The organism is Streptomyces sp. NPDC091292, from assembly GCF_044757265.1.
Lineage (GTDB): Bacteria > Actinomycetota > Actinomycetes > Streptomycetales > Streptomycetaceae > Streptomyces.
In genome coordinates this window covers 551,837-568,105 of sequence record NZ_JBIVUQ010000002.1, presented here as the reverse complement: position 1 = coordinate 568,105, position 16,269 = coordinate 551,837, and the positions used below count along the sequence as shown (strand labels likewise).

14 protein-coding genes are annotated in these 16,269 nt (G+C 70.0%); 7 read left to right on the top strand and 7 right to left on the bottom strand.

The features are described 5' to 3' along the window. Positions 1-9: 9 nt before the first annotated feature. Both ACIQNU_RS10615 and ACIQNU_RS10610 read right to left on the bottom strand, forming a co-directional pair. Positions 10-837, bottom strand: coding sequence for an MIP/aquaporin family protein (locus ACIQNU_RS10615; RefSeq protein WP_401363843.1), 828 nt, complete (start codon positions 835-837; stop codon positions 10-12). A gap of 146 nt (positions 838-983) precedes the next feature. Beyond that, on the bottom strand, positions 984-3,185 hold the full coding sequence (locus tag ACIQNU_RS10610) for a discoidin domain-containing protein (protein ID WP_401363841.1): 2,202 nt from the start codon (positions 3,183-3,185) through the stop codon (positions 984-986). A gap of 267 nt (positions 3,186-3,452) precedes the next feature. Here ACIQNU_RS10610 and ACIQNU_RS10605 point away from each other — a divergent pair, with 267 nt between their 5' ends. Further along, positions 3,453-4,145 (top strand): DUF4230 domain-containing protein, encoded by a 693-nt coding sequence (locus ACIQNU_RS10605; protein ID WP_401363838.1) that lies wholly within the window; start codon positions 3,453-3,455, stop codon positions 4,143-4,145. A 136-nt stretch (positions 4,146-4,281) separates the two neighbouring features. Here the strand turns inward: ACIQNU_RS10605 and ACIQNU_RS10600 are convergent, their stop codons facing one another. Beyond that, entirely contained in the window at positions 4,282-6,009 is a 1,728-nt protein-coding gene (locus ACIQNU_RS10600; protein WP_401363836.1) for a discoidin domain-containing protein, read from the bottom strand. A gap of 32 nt (positions 6,010-6,041) precedes the next feature. Then, positions 6,042-7,166, bottom strand: a complete 1,125-nt coding sequence (locus ACIQNU_RS10595; RefSeq protein WP_401363833.1) for a DUF1996 domain-containing protein — start codon at positions 7,164-7,166, stop codon at positions 6,042-6,044. Between the two features lie 284 nt (positions 7,167-7,450). On the opposite strand from ACIQNU_RS10595, the gene ACIQNU_RS10590 reads away from it, so the two are divergent. Next, entirely contained in the window at positions 7,451-10,036 is a 2,586-nt protein-coding gene (locus tag ACIQNU_RS10590) for a glycoside hydrolase family 3 C-terminal domain-containing protein (RefSeq protein ID WP_401363830.1), read from the top strand. 55 nt (positions 10,037-10,091) lie between these two features. After that, positions 10,092-11,150: a LacI family DNA-binding transcriptional regulator gene (locus tag ACIQNU_RS10585; RefSeq protein ID WP_401363827.1), complete on the top strand. Its 1,059-nt coding sequence runs from the start codon at positions 10,092-10,094 to the stop codon at positions 11,148-11,150. A gap of 10 nt (positions 11,151-11,160) precedes the next feature. Here ACIQNU_RS10585 and ACIQNU_RS10580 read toward each other — a convergent pair whose 3' ends face one another. Both ACIQNU_RS10580 and ACIQNU_RS10575 read right to left on the bottom strand, forming a co-directional pair. Beyond that, positions 11,161-12,183: a Ku protein gene (locus ACIQNU_RS10580; RefSeq protein ID WP_401363824.1), complete on the bottom strand. Its 1,023-nt coding sequence runs from the start codon at positions 12,181-12,183 to the stop codon at positions 11,161-11,163. 321 nt (positions 12,184-12,504) lie between these two features. Further along, positions 12,505-12,891 carry a winged helix-turn-helix transcriptional regulator gene (locus ACIQNU_RS10575; RefSeq protein WP_401363822.1) on the bottom strand — a complete coding sequence of 129 codons (387 nt, stop codon included), beginning with the start codon at positions 12,889-12,891 and terminating at the stop codon, positions 12,505-12,507. A 101-nt stretch (positions 12,892-12,992) separates the two neighbouring features. Here ACIQNU_RS10575 and ACIQNU_RS10570 point away from each other — a divergent pair, with 101 nt between their 5' ends. Beyond that, positions 12,993-13,625, top strand: a complete 633-nt coding sequence (locus ACIQNU_RS10570) for an NAD(P)-dependent oxidoreductase (RefSeq protein WP_401363819.1) — start codon at positions 12,993-12,995, stop codon at positions 13,623-13,625. A gap of 241 nt (positions 13,626-13,866) precedes the next feature. Further along, positions 13,867-14,331 (top strand): hypothetical protein, encoded by a 465-nt coding sequence (locus ACIQNU_RS10565; protein WP_401363817.1) that lies wholly within the window; start codon positions 13,867-13,869, stop codon positions 14,329-14,331. Positions 14,332-14,420: 89 nt separating this feature from the next. On the opposite strand, the gene ACIQNU_RS10560 is transcribed toward ACIQNU_RS10565, so the two are convergent. Then, positions 14,421-14,864 carry a RidA family protein gene (locus ACIQNU_RS10560; protein ID WP_401363814.1) on the bottom strand — a complete coding sequence of 148 codons (444 nt, stop codon included), beginning with the start codon at positions 14,862-14,864 and terminating at the stop codon, positions 14,421-14,423. Between the two features lie 124 nt (positions 14,865-14,988). Between ACIQNU_RS10560 and ACIQNU_RS10555 the strand changes: the two genes are divergently transcribed. After that, positions 14,989-15,369, top strand: a complete 381-nt coding sequence (locus tag ACIQNU_RS10555) for a VOC family protein (RefSeq protein ID WP_401363812.1) — start codon at positions 14,989-14,991, stop codon at positions 15,367-15,369. Positions 15,370-15,456: 87 nt separating this feature from the next. Continuing rightward, positions 15,457-16,269 carry an ArsR/SmtB family transcription factor gene (locus ACIQNU_RS10550; RefSeq protein ID WP_401363809.1) on the top strand — a complete coding sequence of 271 codons (813 nt, stop codon included), beginning with the start codon at positions 15,457-15,459 and terminating at the stop codon, positions 16,267-16,269.

Sequence of the window (16,269 nt, the reverse complement as noted above, 5' to 3'; positions counted from 1 at the left end):
CGCCGGACGTCAGCGGTTGCCCTCGGGCGCGGGCACCCGGCCCGGCTCGGTGGGCAGATCGCCGTCCCTGGTCAGGAAGTTCCCGATCAGGTACTTGTACAGCGCCGCGCCGAGCAGACCACCGATGAACGGCCCGACGATCGGCACCCAGAAGTAGATGTTGCCGTATTGATCTCGCCACGCGGTTCCGTACCCGGTGATGAAGCTGGCGAGGCGCGGGCCGAAGTCACGCGCCGGGTTGATCGCGTACCCCGCGTCCGTACCCCAGGCCATCCCGATCGCGACGACGATCAGACCGATGATGAACGCTCCCATGTTGGCGCCCGGAGGTGTGTTCAGCATGTCCGTGACGGCGAAGATGAGGAACAGCAGGATGGCGGTGCCGATGATCTGGTCACGGAGGGCACCCCACTCACTGATCGGGTTCACGCCGTTGCCGGGGAGCGTCGAGAAGACGAACTGACTCTTGAAGGTGTGGCCGGGGTCGAACTTGGCCAGTACCTCCGAGTAGTTCCAGCGCACGAGCAGCGCCGCGACGAAGGCGCCCAGCGTCTGCGCGAGGGCGTAGGGGACGACCTTGCTCCACGAGAAGCCCTTGAAAGCCGCGAGGGCGAGCGTCACCGCGGGGTTGAGGTGGGCGCCGCTGATGCGGGCCGCCGTGTACACACCGAAGGTGACGCCGAGACCCCAGGCCCAGGCGATGCTGTCGTGGTCACCGAGACCGCCGGCCACGACCTGCGCGACCACTCCGCATCCGAAAAGGATGAGGATGAGGGTGCCCGCGAACTCCGCCGACAACTCGGCCGCGAGACTGTTCCTCCATCCGCGCTTTGCCATGAGCGCCCGCCTCCTGCCCTAGATGTACCGTTTTCCGACCATAGGCACGAAACGGACGGTGGGGCAGTGGGGAGGGCCAGTCGTGTGACGGCCCGCTCGGCCGGCGGACTCCCGTCCGGCTGGACGGGAGCCCGCCGCTTCCCGCGCTACGGGAAGGACGTCACCGTCGACGGGACGGTGGAGGTTCCGGACGTCCCCGGTCCGGTGCTGTTCACGACGTGCTCGTACTGTCCGTTGCCGCCGAGCGACACGACGAGCAGGTCATGGAACTTCACCCCGGGTTTGACCGGCACCTCGAACCCGTGGTCCTGACGGATGGTCGGGTCGACGTTGTAGTAGCAGTAGCTGCCAAGGCCCCAGCCCTCATGGGTGGTGACGGAGTCGGCGACCTTGTAGGCGGCGTAGCCCTTGATGGCGCCGTTCTGCACGGCGGCCTGGTTCGGGGCGTCGTACGCCTTCTCGTTCTGGAAGAAGATCGTCTTTCCGTTGTTCCCGTACCACTCCACGTCGTACTTGTTGAAGTGCTCGACGAACAGGCCGGTCGCGAGGACGTCGTCGCCGTTGACCCGCAGGCCGTAGTCGGCGCGGTTGGTCTCCCAGCCCACGCCGTCACCGTGGTCGGCGCGCCACAGCCAGGTGTGGTCGATGATCGTGTCGTCGCTGTTGACCACCATGCCGGTGGTGGCCTTGCCGGGGCCCGCTCCGCCGACGCGGATGAACACGTCCTGGACGGAGGTCGGGTTGGCGGCGTGGTCGGCGGCGGCGCCGGCCGGGCCGACCTCCAGGAGCGTGGACGAGTTCACCGGGCCCGCGTCGATGAGGAACCCGGCGAGCTTGACGCCGTCGACGTCGGCGACCCGCATCGCTGTGACCCCGTTGTCGGGGATGATCGTCGCCAGGCCGAGACCGAGGACGACGGTGTTGGCGCGCTTGACGTCGATCGTCTTGTCGACGTGGTAGACGCCGGGCGTGAAGAGCAGGTTCAGGCCCTGGTCGAGGGCCGCGTTGATGGTGGTGGCGGTCGCTCCGGGCTTGACCACGTAGAACTGGCTGAGCGGCAGGGACTGGCCCTGCGGGGTGCCCGCCCAGGAGACACCGCGGGCATTGGTGCGCTTCGCGGGCACGAACACCTTGTAGTCGTTGCCGTCCAGGTAGAGGAACGGCTTCTCACGGGAGACCGGGGTGGTGTCGAGCGTGGTGTACGGCGGGTTCGGGAAGCCCTGCGCCGGGGCGCCCTGCACCCCCGAGAACACCATGTTCCACACGCCGTTGGTCCAGCCGCCGACCGAGCTGTCCCGGGTGTACCACTGCTGCTGCGAGTACGGTCCGACGGTGCCGTCGATCTTGCTGTCGGCGATGTAGCCGCCGCTGGCCCAGCCGTAGCCGGTGGGCGCCAGGTTCAGCCCGCCCTTGACGTGCATCCGGCGGAACGGCGCCGCCTGGGACACCGCCCAGCGGTTGGTTCCGTTCACGGGGTTGAGGGCGAGGTTCTCGGCGGACCGCCAGAAATTCTGTGTCGCATTGCCGTTGAACCAGCCCGCGTCGACGGTGACATCGCCGTTGAAGGTGGTGTCGTCGGGCGACAGGCCGAGACCCGAGATGGATGTGTAGAAGCCGATGTTGGCGTTGATGTTGTTGTACGTGCCGGGCTTGAACAGCAGTTGGTAGCGGCCGGTGCCGAACTGCGCCGACTCCTGCTGCTTGAACACCGCGTCGACCTTGCCCTGGATGTCGGGCGTCGACGGGTCGAAGACGAGGACGTTCGGCCCGAGGTCGCCGCCGCCGGGCACGGGGTCGCCCCCGCCGCCGGCCGTGGTGCCGTACACCTGGAACTCCCACAGGGAGTAGCCGTACTGGGTGGCGCGCGTGGTGCCGGTCAGACGGACGTAGCGTGCGGTCCCGGAGACGTTCAGGGTCTCGTTGCCGCCGGGGCCCGCCGCCGTCGAATAGGCCGTGCTCCAGGTCGAGTTGTCCGTGGAGAACTCGATCCGGTACGCCTTCGCGTACGCGGTCTCCCACCTCAGCACGATCTGGCTGACGGTGGCATTGGCGCCCAGGTCGACCTTGATCCACTGCGGGTCGGACGCCGCGCTCGACCAGCGGGTGCCGTTGTCGCCGTCGACCGCTCCGGTGGCCGGCGTTCCGTAGTTCTCCTCGCTCGACGCGGTGACGGTCTTGCCCTGCGAGAGCAGGGTCGGTGCCGCTTGGGCGGGGGTCGGCAGCAGGGTCAGCAGGGCGGCGGCCAGGATGCCGGCCACGGCACCGGCCAGGGTTCTGCGGGGTCCGGTGCGAAGACTGGGCGGACGCCGTCCGCCCGCCCTCCTGGGCCGTGCAGCGGAAATGAGCATGTCGGAACTCCTGAGCTGTCGGGGTGCGGGTGGCCGGGGCCGTGCGGTACCCCGGAGGCGAGGCTGGGGAACACGGCTTGAGAACTCGGGGAGAGCGCTCTCCCATCGCAGTGATGGTTCTCCCTTGTACGTGTCTCGTCAAGAGTTGTGCACGCCGTCGGGGACCTCGGACCGCGTCCGGTCAGAAAGTGAACTCGGCGCGTTCCAGGGGGAGATGCCTGATCTCGTCGCATCGGGGCATGGAGAAGGGCGGGAAGGAGAAGCCTCATGACGTCCGGCACGTCCGAAGAGAAGGTCTCGCCCCGCGGAAAGGTCACGACCGGTGCCCGAGCCCCCACCTGGGTGAAGGTGCTGACCGCTGTCGTCGTGGTGATCGTGGTCCTCCTCGCGGGTATCCGGTTCAGCCTGGTCCCCGGGCTGAACGCGCTGCTCGGCGAGGACACGCACGACCGCACGGGACCGGCGCTCCTCAAGTCGATCCAGGACATGAGCCGTTACGACGCGGCCTCCGGGAACTTCCAGGTGGTCGTGGACCTGGAGAAGGACACCAAGCTGCTGCCCGACGCGATCCGCGGCACCCGCACCCTGTATGTGGGGGCGGGCACCGTGGACGCCTATGTCGACCTCGGCAAGGTCGGCGACGACGACGTGACGACCAACGAGGACCGCACGTCGGCCACGCTCCGCCTGCCACACGCCGAGCTGGGCAAACCCGCGCTCGACCCCGATCGCTCGTACGCCGTGTCGAAGCAGCGCGGCCTGCTCGACCGGCTGGGCGACTTCTTCTCCGACAACCCCAACAGCGAGCAGGCCGTGCAGAAGCTCGCCGCGCAGCACATCGGGGATGCCGCGAAGGACACCAACCTCGTCCGCCGGGCCGAGGAGAACACCACGAGCATGCTCCGCGGACTGCTGCGTTCGCTGGGCTTCGACGAGGTCAAGGTGGTGTACGGGGCCTGAGCCGGGGGAGACCCGGGCCGGGCACGGGCGGGCCGCCGCCACACGCCCTGTCCCGCGACGGACGAGCTGTCGCGGGACAGGGCGTGAGCGGGGTGGACCCGGTGCGGGGCGGGATCGGTACGGGTCCCCCCCGGGCTCAGCTATAGACGCCGAACTCGTAGAGCGAGTAGCCGTATCCGGTACCCCGGACCGTGGCGTGCACCCGGACGTAGCGACCCGCCCCGGACACGTCGAAGTCGTCGATACCGCCGTTCCCGTCGGTCACCGTACGCACGGTCTGCCAGTTCTGCCCGTCGTCGGACGTCTGGACCGTGTACGACTTGGCGTACGCGGCCTCCCACACCAGTTGGACATGGCGCACCGTGGTATGGGTGCCCAGATCCACCTGGATCCACTGCGGGTCGCTCCAGTCACTGGCCCAGCGGGTGTCGTTGGAACCGTCCACCGCGTTGGACGCCGGGCAGGGGCAGCCGGAGCCCGACGGCTGGTACGAGGAGGCGGTGGCCGGCTTGCCCCGGGCCACGTTCGTCCCGGCGACCGGTGGCGGGACCACCTTCACGGACCGGGTCTCGACGCCGACGTTGCCCTTGCCGTCCTTGACCTTGACGTAGACCTTCCACACCCCGGTCCGGTCGGGCGCGGTCACCTTCAACCGCCCTCCGCCCAGGTTCGTGAACGGCACACTGGTCAGACCGCCGGCGTTGTCGAGGTACTTGCTCCCGAACAGGACCTCATAGGTGAGGGGGTCCCCGTCCGGGTCGGTCACCGAGGTCGCCAGCACCAGGTCACGGGTGGCCGGGACGTTCGACGCGCCGCCCTCGACGTTCAGTGCCGAGATGACGGGCGGTGTGTTGTCGCCCGCCGTGGACCCGGCGTACGCCTTCTTCACCGAGTAGTACGAGAGCCGCTTCTCACCCGCGGGCAGCAGGTTGAACCAGATGCCGCCGAAGTCGTACTCGGTGCCGTAGTGGAACATCGTGGCGCCCAGGGCGACACCGGTGTGTCCGGTGATGCAGTTCCACGCCGTGGTGTAGCCGTCGCGCTTCGCGGTGTCGCTGGGCTCGGTGGGCACGCCGTTGGCGTCGTTCGGGACCTCCCACTCCCCCGGCGGGCCGGCCTCCGTCACGATGTACGGCTTGGTGTAACCGCCCGACTGCCAGGCGGACTTGACCCCGCACACGTCGCCGTAGGAGTTCACGGCGTACAGGTCGAGATCGGGTGCGTTCCGCTTGTAGTAGGGCCACGCGCCGGTCCAGGCGTCCGTGGAGGTCACCGGGTGGTTCGGGTCGACGGAGTGGATCTTCTTCGCTACGTCGTTCACGAAGGTGGTGTACGCGTTGCGCTGGTTCTCCAGCTCGGCCCCGCTGTAGCAGTTCTGGAGGCCGAGGACCGATTCGTTGCCGACATTCCACATCAGGACACCCGGGTGGTCCTTGTAGGTGTTCACCCACTTCGGGAACTCGTCGAGCATCTGGGTCTTGTACGCGGTGTCCGTCACGTAGTTGACGCAGCCTCCGCTGCCCGGACCGCCGCCCGGTTGCAGCCAGAAGCCCGCGATCACCTTGACACCGTTGGCCGCCGCCGCGTCGAAGAGCGGCAGACTCGACGCGTCGGTGCCCCAGGTACGGACGGTGTTGGCGCCCATCGACTTCACATCGGGCATGTAGCGGGCGGCGTCGGTCGGCGAGGGACCCCAGGTGAGCCCTTTCACGGTGTACGGCGAACCGTTCACCGTGAGCTGCCAGTTGCCCTGGGTGCCGGTGACGCGGACCACGTTCCCGGCCGCGTGGACCGCCGGCGCCGGCAGGGCGAGTGTGCCCGCGGCCAACGCCGCCGCCACCGCCAGGGGTATGCGTGTGCGCATGTCGCTCCTTGAGGGGGTAACCGGTCGCTCGGTCAGGGCAGTTCGTAGTTCTGGTTGAGCGCCGCTCCCGCCTCCGGGTGGGACTGGTCGTAACCGCGCGCGTCGCACTGGAGACCGCCGACGACGCAGTGGTCCACGAGCGCCTTCAGCGTGCGGTCGTCCCACGCGTTCATGAAGTCGTAGTGGAAGGAGTGCCCGGTGCCGCTGGCGAGCCGGACCTGTGACATGTCGCCGTTCACCGGCCAGGCCATCTTGAACTCGATCATCGGCAGCGCGACCGGGTGGTCGGCGGGGCAGACGTTGTTGTTGGTGCCGGGCTTGACCACCGGATACGACATGTGGGCCTTGTGGTCAGGCGTGTCCAGGTACTTCCCGTCCCAGCAGCTCGGCGCCTGGAAACGGAGGTTGAGCTGGACGTCGGGGCTGGTGGGACAGCTCGCCGGGAACTCGGTGTTGAAGTAGCTGTTGCCGCACTCCCAGCCCTCGACGAACCCCTTGTGGTTGCGGAACTCGTCGGCGGTCTGGGTCGGGCTGCCCACCACGAACCGCAGGCCCTTGGGGAAGGGACGCACGCTCGTGTAGTCGGTGACGCCCGCCTTGTAGTAGATGGTCTGCGGGCCGACCGGAAGGATCTTCTGGTCGCCCTTGTACAGCGAAGGCATCCAGTAACCCGACTTGTCGCCCGGTGCCTTGCAGAGGGTGCCGCCGGCGCTGAGCGACGCGGTGGTGCTTTGGGCGTTGGTGGTGGTGTTGCCCATGAAGGTGTGGTCGTGCGAGGCACCCGGCTGCCCGGGGTAGACGATCGGGTCGTCCGGCTTGGTGTGCGAGACCGAGCAGTTCGCCTGGAACTCGTGGAAGTACTTGTGCGTCGGCTCCTTGTCGGACGGGGTGACGCCGGTGACCGGCGGGTTCGCCGGGATGTAGCCGTCGCCGTCGGGGTCGTCGCCGGAGGGCACGGGCGCCGCGGCGGCCATCTGGTGGCCCGCGTGCGCGCCGGCCGCGGCGGCCTGCTGCTGTGCGGTCCGCTGTCCGGTGTCCTGGCTCGCGTTGGCCGCGATGCCCGGCAGCACCAGGCCGAGCGAGGTGGCGATCAGCGCGGTGGTCACGAGTAACGCCGAGCCGTAACGCGCCTTCTTCTGGTGCGATCTCCTCGCCATGGAGACCTCCTGTCACATCCGTGCGGGTGGGTGGGGGGGGACAGCCGTGCGTGGTCGGTGTCGGTCGCCGTCACGGCTGCCCGGGTGGGGCATGAGTGCGGGAGAACGGGAGAGCGCTCTCCCGCAGCCGGAGTGTTCCGCCGTGACAAGTCCGTGTCAAGACTCGGCGACGGCTCTTTCGCAGGCCGGGTCTCCGGACGGGCCGCGACCGGCGATTGACAGGAACCGGTTGCCGGTACCAGCCTTGGGAGAGCGCTCTCCCCGAGTGCCTGCCTGGAGGTGCGATGCCCGACCCGGAACTCGACGCGCGACTCGACCTGCTTCTGGGCACGTTGAGCCTGGACAGGAAGGTCGCGCTGCTCAGCGGCGCGTCGACGTGGAGCACGGCGGACGAGCCCGCCGTGGGGCTGCGCGCCTTCACCCTGTCGGACGGTCCGGTCGGGGTGCGCGGCGACTCCTGGGACGAGCGGAGCACCTCGCTGCTGCTGCCCTGCCCCACAGCCGTCGGGGCGATGTGGAACGACGACCTCGCCGGGCGCCTCGGCCGGCTGCTCGCCTCGGAGGCCCGGCGCAAGGGCGTCCACGTGGTGCTCGCGCCGAACCTCAATCTGCACCGCTCGCCGCTGGGCGGACGGCACTTCGAGTGTTTCGCGGAGGACCCCTGGCTGACGGGACGCACCGGGGCGGCCGTCATCCGGGGCGTCCAGTCCGGCGGGGTCGCCGCGACGGCGAAGCACTACGTCGCCAACGACTCCGAGTCCGAACGCCTCACCGTGGACGTCCACGTCGGTGAACGCGCGCTGCACGAGGTGTACCTGGCGCCTTTCGAGGCCGCCGTCGAGGCCGGGGTCCAACTCGTGATGGCCGCGTACAACAAGGTGAACGGCGCGACCATGACGGCACATCCGCTGCTCGGCGATCCGCTCAAGAGCGTGTGGGGATTCGACGGCGTCGTGGTGTCGGACTGGGGCGCGCTGCGCTCGACGGTCGGCCCCGCCGTCGCCGGTCACGACCTCGCGATGCCGGGGCCGGACGGGCCTTGGGGCGCCGCGCTGGTCCGGGCGGTCAAGGAGGGCCTGGTACCGGAGTCGGCGATCGACGACAAGGTACGGCGGGTGCTGCGGCTCGGGTACCGGGTGGGGGCGCTCGGGGTGGGGAGCTGGGACGGGGATGTGGGGGTGGTGGGCGGCTCTGGGGGTGCAGCTACGGCTACGGGTATGGGCGCGGCTGAGGGTTCGGCCGGTGCTGCGGGCACGGCTCCCGTCGAGTGTGGCGAGGCCGAGCCCGGCGGTGCCCGCGCCACTCTCCGGCAGGCCGCCGCCGCGGGCATGGTCCTGCTGCGCAACTCCGGTGTGCTGCCGCTGAGTTCGGGCGCGCTGCGCACGCTTGCGGTCATCGGAGCGCACGCCGTGGACCTCCGTACGCAGGGCGGTGGCAGCGCGGAGGTGTTCCCCACCGCCACGGTGTCGCCGCTCGACGCGCTGCGTGCGGCGCTCGGGCCCGGCGTACGGGTCGTCCATGCCCCGGGTCCCGCGCTCGGGTCGCCGCCCGCCCCGCTCACCCCGGCGCGAGCCCGCGACCCTCGATCGGGCGAGCCGGGCGTCCTGGTGCGTCTGCTGGACGCATCCGGCCGTGAGCTGTACGCGGAACACCGGCTGTCCGGGCGGATCCTGGAGCCGCGGCTCGTACCGGGCGGACACACGGTGGAGATCGCGGCGCGGCTCACTCCGGACCGCGACGGTGAGTGGACGTTCGGCGTCGCGGGGTTCGGCCGGATGAGCCTGCGTCTGGACGAACGGACGCTGGTGGAGGGCGAGTTCACGCGTGACACGGACGATCCGGCGGTGGTGCACGTCCACCCGCCGCGCCACGACGGCACGATCACGCTGGGCGCGGGCCGTGCGGTGACCGTCGTCGCGCGCCGCGCGCTCGCGCCCGACACGGGCCGCGCCACGGTCCTCTCGGTGTCCCCGCCCGCGCCGGCGGATCCCGCGACCGCGACCGAGGAGGCGCTTGCCGCCGCGCGCGGGGCCGACGCGGTCGTGGTGGTCGTCGGCACGACCGAGCAGAGCGAGTCCGAGGGCCACGACAGGGAGTCGCTGCGTCTGCCGGGGCATCAGGACACCTTGGTCCAGGCGGTGTTGGCCGAACGGCCGGACGCGGTCGTGGTGGTCAACGCCGGTGGTCCCGTCGAGATGCCGTGGCACGAGGACGCGGGCGCGCTGCTCCTGACCTGGTTCCCCGGACAGGAAGGCGGCCCCGCGCTCGCCGACGTACTCCTCGGCCGTACGGAACCGGGCGGACGGTCCCCCACCACCTGGGCCGCGACACTCGCCGACGCCCCGGTCAGGACCGTGCGGCCGACGCGCGGGGTCCTCGCCTACGACGAGGGTCTGCACATCGGATACCGCGCCTGGCTGCGCTCACGCACCCGGCCCGCCTACTGGTTCGGCCACGGTCTCGGCTACACCTCCTGGTCGTACGAGACCATCGACGTCGCCGGACAGATCACGGGCGACCAGCCGGTGGCCGTACGCGTCCGGGTCCGCAACATCGGCCGCCGCACCGGGCGCGAGGTGGTCCAGGTGTACGCCGCCCGGCCGGACTCGGCGGTCGACCGGCCGGCCCGCTGGCTGGCCGGCTACGCCGAGGTCACGGCGGCCCCCGGCGAGGCCGTCACCGCCGTCGTCCCGCTCGCGCCGCGCACCTGGCAGCACTGGTCGCCCGCCGAGCGCACCAGGCTCACCGAACCGGGCACCTTCGAGGTACGGGCGGGCCGTTCGGCGGGCGATCTTCCCCTGGTCCGGCGGGTCACGCTGGTGGGTCACCCGTTCCTGCCGGAGGCGACCACGGGTCGAGGGACGGGGTGACAAGAGGTCCGTACAAGCAGCGGGAGAGCGCTCTCCCCTCCGGTACAGTTCGTTCATGAGCAGAGAGCTGCGGGCGCCTGCCGTACCGCCCACGCTGGAGGACGTCGCCCGGGTGGCCGGAGTCTCCCGGGCGACCGTGTCCCGGGTCGTCAACGGCGTCCGCAATGTGGACCCGGCGATCCAGGAGGCCGTACGGCAGGCCGTCGCGTCGACCGGGTACACCCCGAACCGGGCGGCACGCTCCCTCGTCACCCGCCGCGCCGAGACCATCGCCCTGGTCGTCTCGGGGGCGGGCGGCGCGTCGGAGGTCGAGCAGTCGGCCTTCGCGTCACGGGTGTTCGCGGATCCGTTCTTCGGCCGGGTGGTGAGCGGGGTCATCGGCTATCTGCGGCCCCGGGCGATGCATCCGGTGCTGATGTTCGCGGAGACGGACGAGACCAGGGACCAGGTCGTGTCGTATCTCCGGCAGGGCAACGCGGACGGCGCGCTGATCGTCTCCACGCACGCCGAGGATCCGCTGCCCGCGCTGGTCGCGGAGGCCGGGATCCCCGCCGTGCTGTTCGCGCGCCCGGCGGCACCCGTACCGATCAGCTTCGTGGACGTCGCGCACCAGGACGGCGCGCGGCTCGCCGCCGAGCATCTGCTCGCCCGTGGCCGCCGGCGGGTGGCGACCATCACCGGTCCGCTGGACGTCCTGGCCGGGCAGGACCGGCTCGCCGGTTTCCGCGACGCGATGGCCCGGCACGGGCACGCCTACATCCGGGTGGCCGAGGGCGGGTTCACGCTGGCGAGCGGCGAGGACGCGATGCGGCGGCTGCTGGCCGAACACCCGGATCTGGACGGGGTGTTCGCGGCGAACGACCTGATGGCGCAGGGGGCCTGCCTGGTCCTGCGGGAGCAGGGGCGCCGTATCCCCGACGATGTCGCCGTGGTCGGTTTCGACGACAGCAGCGCGGCGACGGCGTGCCGGCCGCCGCTGACGACCGTGCGGCAGCCGGTGGAGGACATGGCGGCGGCGATGGCGCGGTTGCTGCACGAACGGCTGACCGGGGTGCATACGGAGGCGACGTCGGTGATTTTCGAGCCTGAGTTGGTGGTCCGGAACTCGTCCTGAGGGGTGCCTGTCAGGCGGGCTTTCCGGTGCGGCGGGCCGGTGCGCGTTTGGCGGTGGCCTTCTTGGCCGTACCGCCGAGGTCTTCGTGTTCCTGGGCCGCCTTCTTCGCGGTGGTCTTCTTCGCGGTGGTCTTCTTGGCGGTGGCCTTTGCCGTCGCTGTGGCCTTCTTGGTCGCCGTCTTCTTGACCGGGGCCTTCTTGGCGCGTTTCCTCGGGAGTTCGTGGACCGTGGCGTCGCCGCCGTCGCTCCGGGTCCGCCGCGAGGTGCGGGCCTGGTCCACGGAGCTTTGGAGCGCCGCCATGAGGTCCAGTACCTGGCCCTCCTCGGCCTCCTCCTCCGGTGCCTCGGGCGGCGCCTTCCCCTGGACCTTCGCCTCGATGACCTTCTCCAGGGCCTCGCGGTAGTGGTCCTTGAAGTCCGCGATGTCATCGGTGGCCATGGAGTCCATGAGCTGGACCGCGGCCCGTACCTCGCCGTCGTCCACCTCGATGTCGCGCGGCGCCAGCTCCTCGGGTGAGCGCACCTCGTCGGGCCACTTCATGGAGTGCAGGACGAGAACGTCGTCCTTGACCCGGAGCAGACCGAGCCGTTCCCGGCCGTGCCAGGCGAACTTGGCGACGGCGACCTTGGCGTTGCGCTCCAGCGCCCTGCGCAGCAGCACGTACGGCTTGGCCGCGACCTGACCGTCGCCCTCCAGGTAGTAGCCCTCGCCGATCCGGACCGGGTCGATGCTGTCGACGGGCACGAACCCCTCGATCTCGATGGCTTTCGCGGTGGGGAGCGGAATGGCGTCGAGTTCGTCGTCGGTGATCTCGATGGTGCCGCCGTCCGGCGTCTCGTAACCCCGCCCGATCTCCTCGGGCTCCAGCGCCTTGCCGTCCAGCTCGCACACCTTCTTGACACGGACGCGCGCCATGTCCGTCAGGTGGTACTGGTGGAAGGAGATGGTGTGGTTCTCCGTCGCCGGCAACACCTTGATCGGAATGGTGACGAGCCCGAAGGTGATGGCACCCGACCATACGGGGCGTGGCATGTGGGACCTCCAGACCCCGGCACTGATACGAGCGGCTGGGCACCCTCACTCGTCAGCCTGCGACTACCTGGCGGCAAGGCTGCGGAGAGTCTCCCGTGCACAGCAGTGTCCGCCGATCTGCTGAGGTCCGCGACTCCAGGCGATCGTTCCGCCGGCACATGGGCCGACAGCGCTGATCCTGCTCCTCCGGTCGGGCGCTTCAGGCAGGGCGATCGCCGTGATCTTACGGATCGTTCAGTTACTTAGGGTGACGTGGCCCTGGCTGCCCGCGCGCACGGCTGCCCGCAGGCGGCATCAAGGTCACTGGCGCGGCGGTCGGGGTCATCCGGCGCGGTCGAGGCGGGTGGGTTTGTCGTACGACTCCCGGGCGTCGAGCAGTTCGTCCCAGTGCTTCTGCGCCCAGGCGCAAGCGACCGCGAGGGGCTGGAGCATGCTGCGGCCCAGCGGCGTCAGTTCGTACTCGACATGGGGGGTGGCCTCTGCGTAGACGGTGCGCTTGACCAGACCGTCCCGTTCGAGGGAACGCAGCGACTGGGTCAGGACCTTGGGGGTGACGCGGCTCAACGGCACGCGCAACTCGGAGAACCGGCGCGGCCCGTGTTCAAGACAGCGGATGACGAGCGCTGCCCATTTGTCGCCGAATCGGATCGGGTTGATCGAGGACGGGCACAGTTCGTCGAACATGTCGGCGGGCAGCGGTTCCCTCATGGCATCACCCTAGCGGGTATCCCCGTGGTAACCGGGGCCTTCGATAGCGTCCGAGAACTGGCCGGGGCGCGGGTTCCGGCCCTGGTGAGAGGCGGTTCGTCATGAACATCGTGGTCTTCGGCGCCGGTGGCAGGGCCGGGCGGCAGGCTGTCGCGGAGGCGCACCGACGCGGACACCGGGTCACCGCCGTGGTGCGCGACCCCGCGGGCCACAGCGAGCTGACCGGGCTGACCGATGTGCGGGTCATGGCGGGCGACGTCACGGACCCGGCGAGCGTCGAGCGCACGGCCGCCGCGCATGACGCCGCCATCAGTGCCGCCGCGGACCTGTCCGTGCCGCCGCACGAGTTCTTCACCACGTCGTCGCGTGCCCTCGCCAGCGGCCTGGCCAAGGCGGGCGTGCACCGCCTCGTGGTGGTCGGGCTCTCCTCGGTCCTGCCGGGTGCCTCCGGCGCCCTCCTGATGGACGAACCCGGCTACCCGAACGAGTACCGCTCCTTCTCCCTCGGCCACGCGGCGGGCCTGGACGAGCTGCGGAGGTGTGACCTGGACTGGGCGTATGTGGCCCCGGCGGGCGACTTCGACCATGCGGGTACGCGCACGGGCCGGTACCGGATCGCTGAGCATGGCGACCCTGCCGACCGGATCACGTACGCGGATCTGGCGGTCGCACTGATCGACGAGATCGAGGAGCCCCGCCGGCACCGCACCGCCGTCAGCGTGCGGGAGGCATGAGGCGGTTCGCGCGGCGCGCCCCGACCCGCCGATCTCCGCGACCGGCCGAAAATGACCGGGCCATGCCAACGACCCTCGCCGTATGCCTTGCTCTCTCCACACCCCCGTGCCTCAATGAGCAGCGCCTCCGCACTCTGATGACTCGTCAGTACAGGGGCGGCATTCGCACGGTGCGTCCCCGGTGATGGGTGTGTCAGGGCATCGTCATCGCACCTCCCCCCACATGAAGGCAGGACCCCCCATGAAGTTACGCAGGCTCGGCATCGTCACGGCCCTGACGGCCGGCGCGGCGGCGGGCAGTCTCGCCCTGGCGCCGCTGGCGACCGCCGTGGTTCCGGGCACGGCCACCATCGGCTTCGACTGCGGCAGTTACGGCTCCGGCACGGCGACCCTCACCGCCACGCAGAACGGCACGGCCGCGACGATCAGCGTGTCCACGTCGGCCATCAAGGCCCCCATCCCGATCGGCGCCAACTCGGTGCGGTCGACCCTCACCCTCACCAAGAACGGTTCGGGCACCACCACCTTCACGGGTAACGCCAACCCCGCGATCCCCTCGGGCGGCGCGGTGTCCACCGGTCCGCTGAAGGGCACCGTCGCCGCGGGCGACAGCCTGGCGGCGACCTCGCTCAACGTCGTGGTGTTCGGCATCAGCGCGACCTGCACGGCGACCACCCCGCAGAACCCGGGACCGTTCGTGTTCTGACCCGGCCCGGCACGGCCGACTGAGCACATCGGCGGCGCCGCCCCCCGGCGGCGCCGCCTCCGTCCGGCCGCTCACAACCGCCGCCGAGTTCAGCCCTGATCGGACCCCAGTACCGCGAACGCCTCGACCTCCAGCAGCAGTTCGGGGCGGAAGAGCGCCGACACCTGGACCGCCGTACTGGCCGGCGGGCGCGCGGTGTCGATGTGCTCGTCCCGTACGTCACGGATCGCGGGCAGGTGCCCCACATCCGTGACGTAGTACGTGAACTTGACCACGTCGTCGAACGTCCCGCCGGCCGCGGCAAGACAGCGCCGGAGATTCTCGAAGACCTGACGCGCCTGCGCCGCCGGGTCGCCCTCACCGACCGTCCCGCCGGACTCGTCCAGCGCGACCTGCCCGGAGATCGCGACGAACCGGCCCGAGCCGATGACGACATGGGTGTACCCCGCGCCGGGCGCCACCCCCTCGGGTGCGGGAAGGTGGGTGAGTGTGCTGGTGGTCTTGTCGGTCGACTTCGTCGTGGTGGTGTCCATGGCGGCATCCTCACCCGGCCCTCACTCATCCCACCAGCGCATATGTTGCATACGACCCATGCCGCACACGCATGCCCAACCCCGCGCACGGGCCGGTGACCCGCCGCACCGAGAGGACCCGCCGATGACGTCCCGTCCGCGCCTGACCCTGTCGACGATCGTGCTGGACGCGCCCGACGCTCATGAACTCGCCGCCTTCTACCAGCGGTTGCTCGGCTGGGAGGTCGAGCGTGAGGAGTCCGACTGGGTGAAGATCGTCCCGCCCGGCGGCGGCCCCGGGCTCTCCTTCCAGACCGAGGCCGACTACGTACGGCCCGCCTGGCCCGCCGTGCCGGGGGCGCAGCAGATGATGATGCACCTCGACATCGAGGTGGACGACCTCGACAGCGCGAGCGCACTCGCACGCGCGGCGGGCGCCGCGCTCTCCGACCACCAGCCCGAGGACGACACCCGCGTCCACTTCGACCCCGCGGGCCACCCCTTCTGTCTATGGGTACGCAGTTAGCCCCGCTTGACATGCAGCCTTGAGGCTGCCTATCTTTTAGGCAGCCTCAAGGCTGCATATTTGGGATGGCAACGCATGAACGAAGGCATGGACGAGGTATTCAAGGCGCTGGCCGATGTCAGCCGGCGGCGGCTTCTCGACCGGCTCAACGGCCGCGACGGGCAGACCCTGCGCGAGCTGTGCGAGGGGCTCGACATGGCCCGGCAGTCCGTCAGCAAGCATCTGGCGGTCCTGGAGGAGGCCAACCTCGTGAGTGTCGTCCGGCGCGGCCGGGAAAAGCTGCACTTCCTCAACGCCGTACCGATCAACGCCATCGCCGACCGCTGGATCAGTCAGTACGACCGCGAGCGGACAAGCGCGCTCGCCGACCTCAAGACGGCATTGGAGCACGAGCCGATGAACGACAAGAACAAGAACGAGAAGTGCGAGTTCGTCTATACGACCTACATCAGGACGACCCCCGAGCGGCTGTGGCAGGCCCTCACCGATCCGGCGTTCACTCTTCGCTACTGGAAAGTGGCGCTGAAATCCGACTGGAAGCCCGGGTCCACCCTCACCTGGGAGCAGGAGGGCACCACCATCAGCGACCCGGAACAGGTGGTCCTCGAAGCCGAGCCCCACCGGCGGCTGGCGTACACCTGGCACACCTTCACGCCCGAATGGGCCACGTCCGTGGGGCTCGGTGACGACGTCCTGGCGAAGCTCACCGCCGAACCCCGCTCGAAGGTCGGCTTCGACATCGAGCCGCTGGGTGAAATGGTCAAGCTGACCGTCACCCACAGCGCGGCCGTGCCCGGGAGCACGCTCCTGGAGATGGTCGGCCAGGGCTGGCCGCCCCTCCTGTCCAGCCTCAAAACCCTTCTGGAGACCGGGGAGACGCTTCCCGAGCCGACGGGCTGA

Excerpts from the sequence above, each read along its gene's own strand:
- ACIQNU_RS10600 (WP_401363836.1), bottom strand. The coding sequence starts at position 6,009 with ATGCGCACACGCATACCCCTGGCGGTGGCGGCGGCGTTGGCCGCGGGC.
- ACIQNU_RS10580 (WP_401363824.1), bottom strand. The coding sequence starts at position 12,183 with ATGCCACGCCCCGTATGGTCGGGTGCCATCACCTTCGGGCTCGTCACC.
- ACIQNU_RS10595 (WP_401363833.1), bottom strand. The coding sequence starts at position 7,166 with ATGGCGAGGAGATCGCACCAGAAGAAGGCGCGTTACGGCTCGGCGTTA.
- ACIQNU_RS10615 (WP_401363843.1), bottom strand. The coding sequence starts at position 837 with ATGGCAAAGCGCGGATGGAGGAACAGTCTCGCGGCCGAGTTGTCGGCG.
- ACIQNU_RS10550 (WP_401363809.1), top strand. The coding sequence starts at position 15,457 with ATGGACGAGGTATTCAAGGCGCTGGCCGATGTCAGCCGGCGGCGGCTT.
- ACIQNU_RS10590 (WP_401363830.1), top strand. The coding sequence starts at position 7,451 with ATGCCCGACCCGGAACTCGACGCGCGACTCGACCTGCTTCTGGGCACG.
- ACIQNU_RS10560 (WP_401363814.1), bottom strand. The coding sequence starts at position 14,864 with ATGGACACCACCACGACGAAGTCGACCGACAAGACCACCAGCACACTC.
- ACIQNU_RS10575 (WP_401363822.1), bottom strand. The coding sequence starts at position 12,891 with ATGAGGGAACCGCTGCCCGCCGACATGTTCGACGAACTGTGCCCGTCC.
- ACIQNU_RS10605 (WP_401363838.1), top strand. The coding sequence starts at position 3,453 with ATGACGTCCGGCACGTCCGAAGAGAAGGTCTCGCCCCGCGGAAAGGTC.
- ACIQNU_RS10570 (WP_401363819.1), top strand. The coding sequence starts at position 12,993 with ATGAACATCGTGGTCTTCGGCGCCGGTGGCAGGGCCGGGCGGCAGGCT.
- ACIQNU_RS10610 (WP_401363841.1), bottom strand. The coding sequence starts at position 3,185 with ATGCTCATTTCCGCTGCACGGCCCAGGAGGGCGGGCGGACGGCGTCCG.
- ACIQNU_RS10565 (WP_401363817.1), top strand. The coding sequence starts at position 13,867 with ATGAAGTTACGCAGGCTCGGCATCGTCACGGCCCTGACGGCCGGCGCG.
- ACIQNU_RS10585 (WP_401363827.1), top strand. The coding sequence starts at position 10,092 with ATGAGCAGAGAGCTGCGGGCGCCTGCCGTACCGCCCACGCTGGAGGAC.
- ACIQNU_RS10555 (WP_401363812.1), top strand. The coding sequence starts at position 14,989 with ATGACGTCCCGTCCGCGCCTGACCCTGTCGACGATCGTGCTGGACGCG.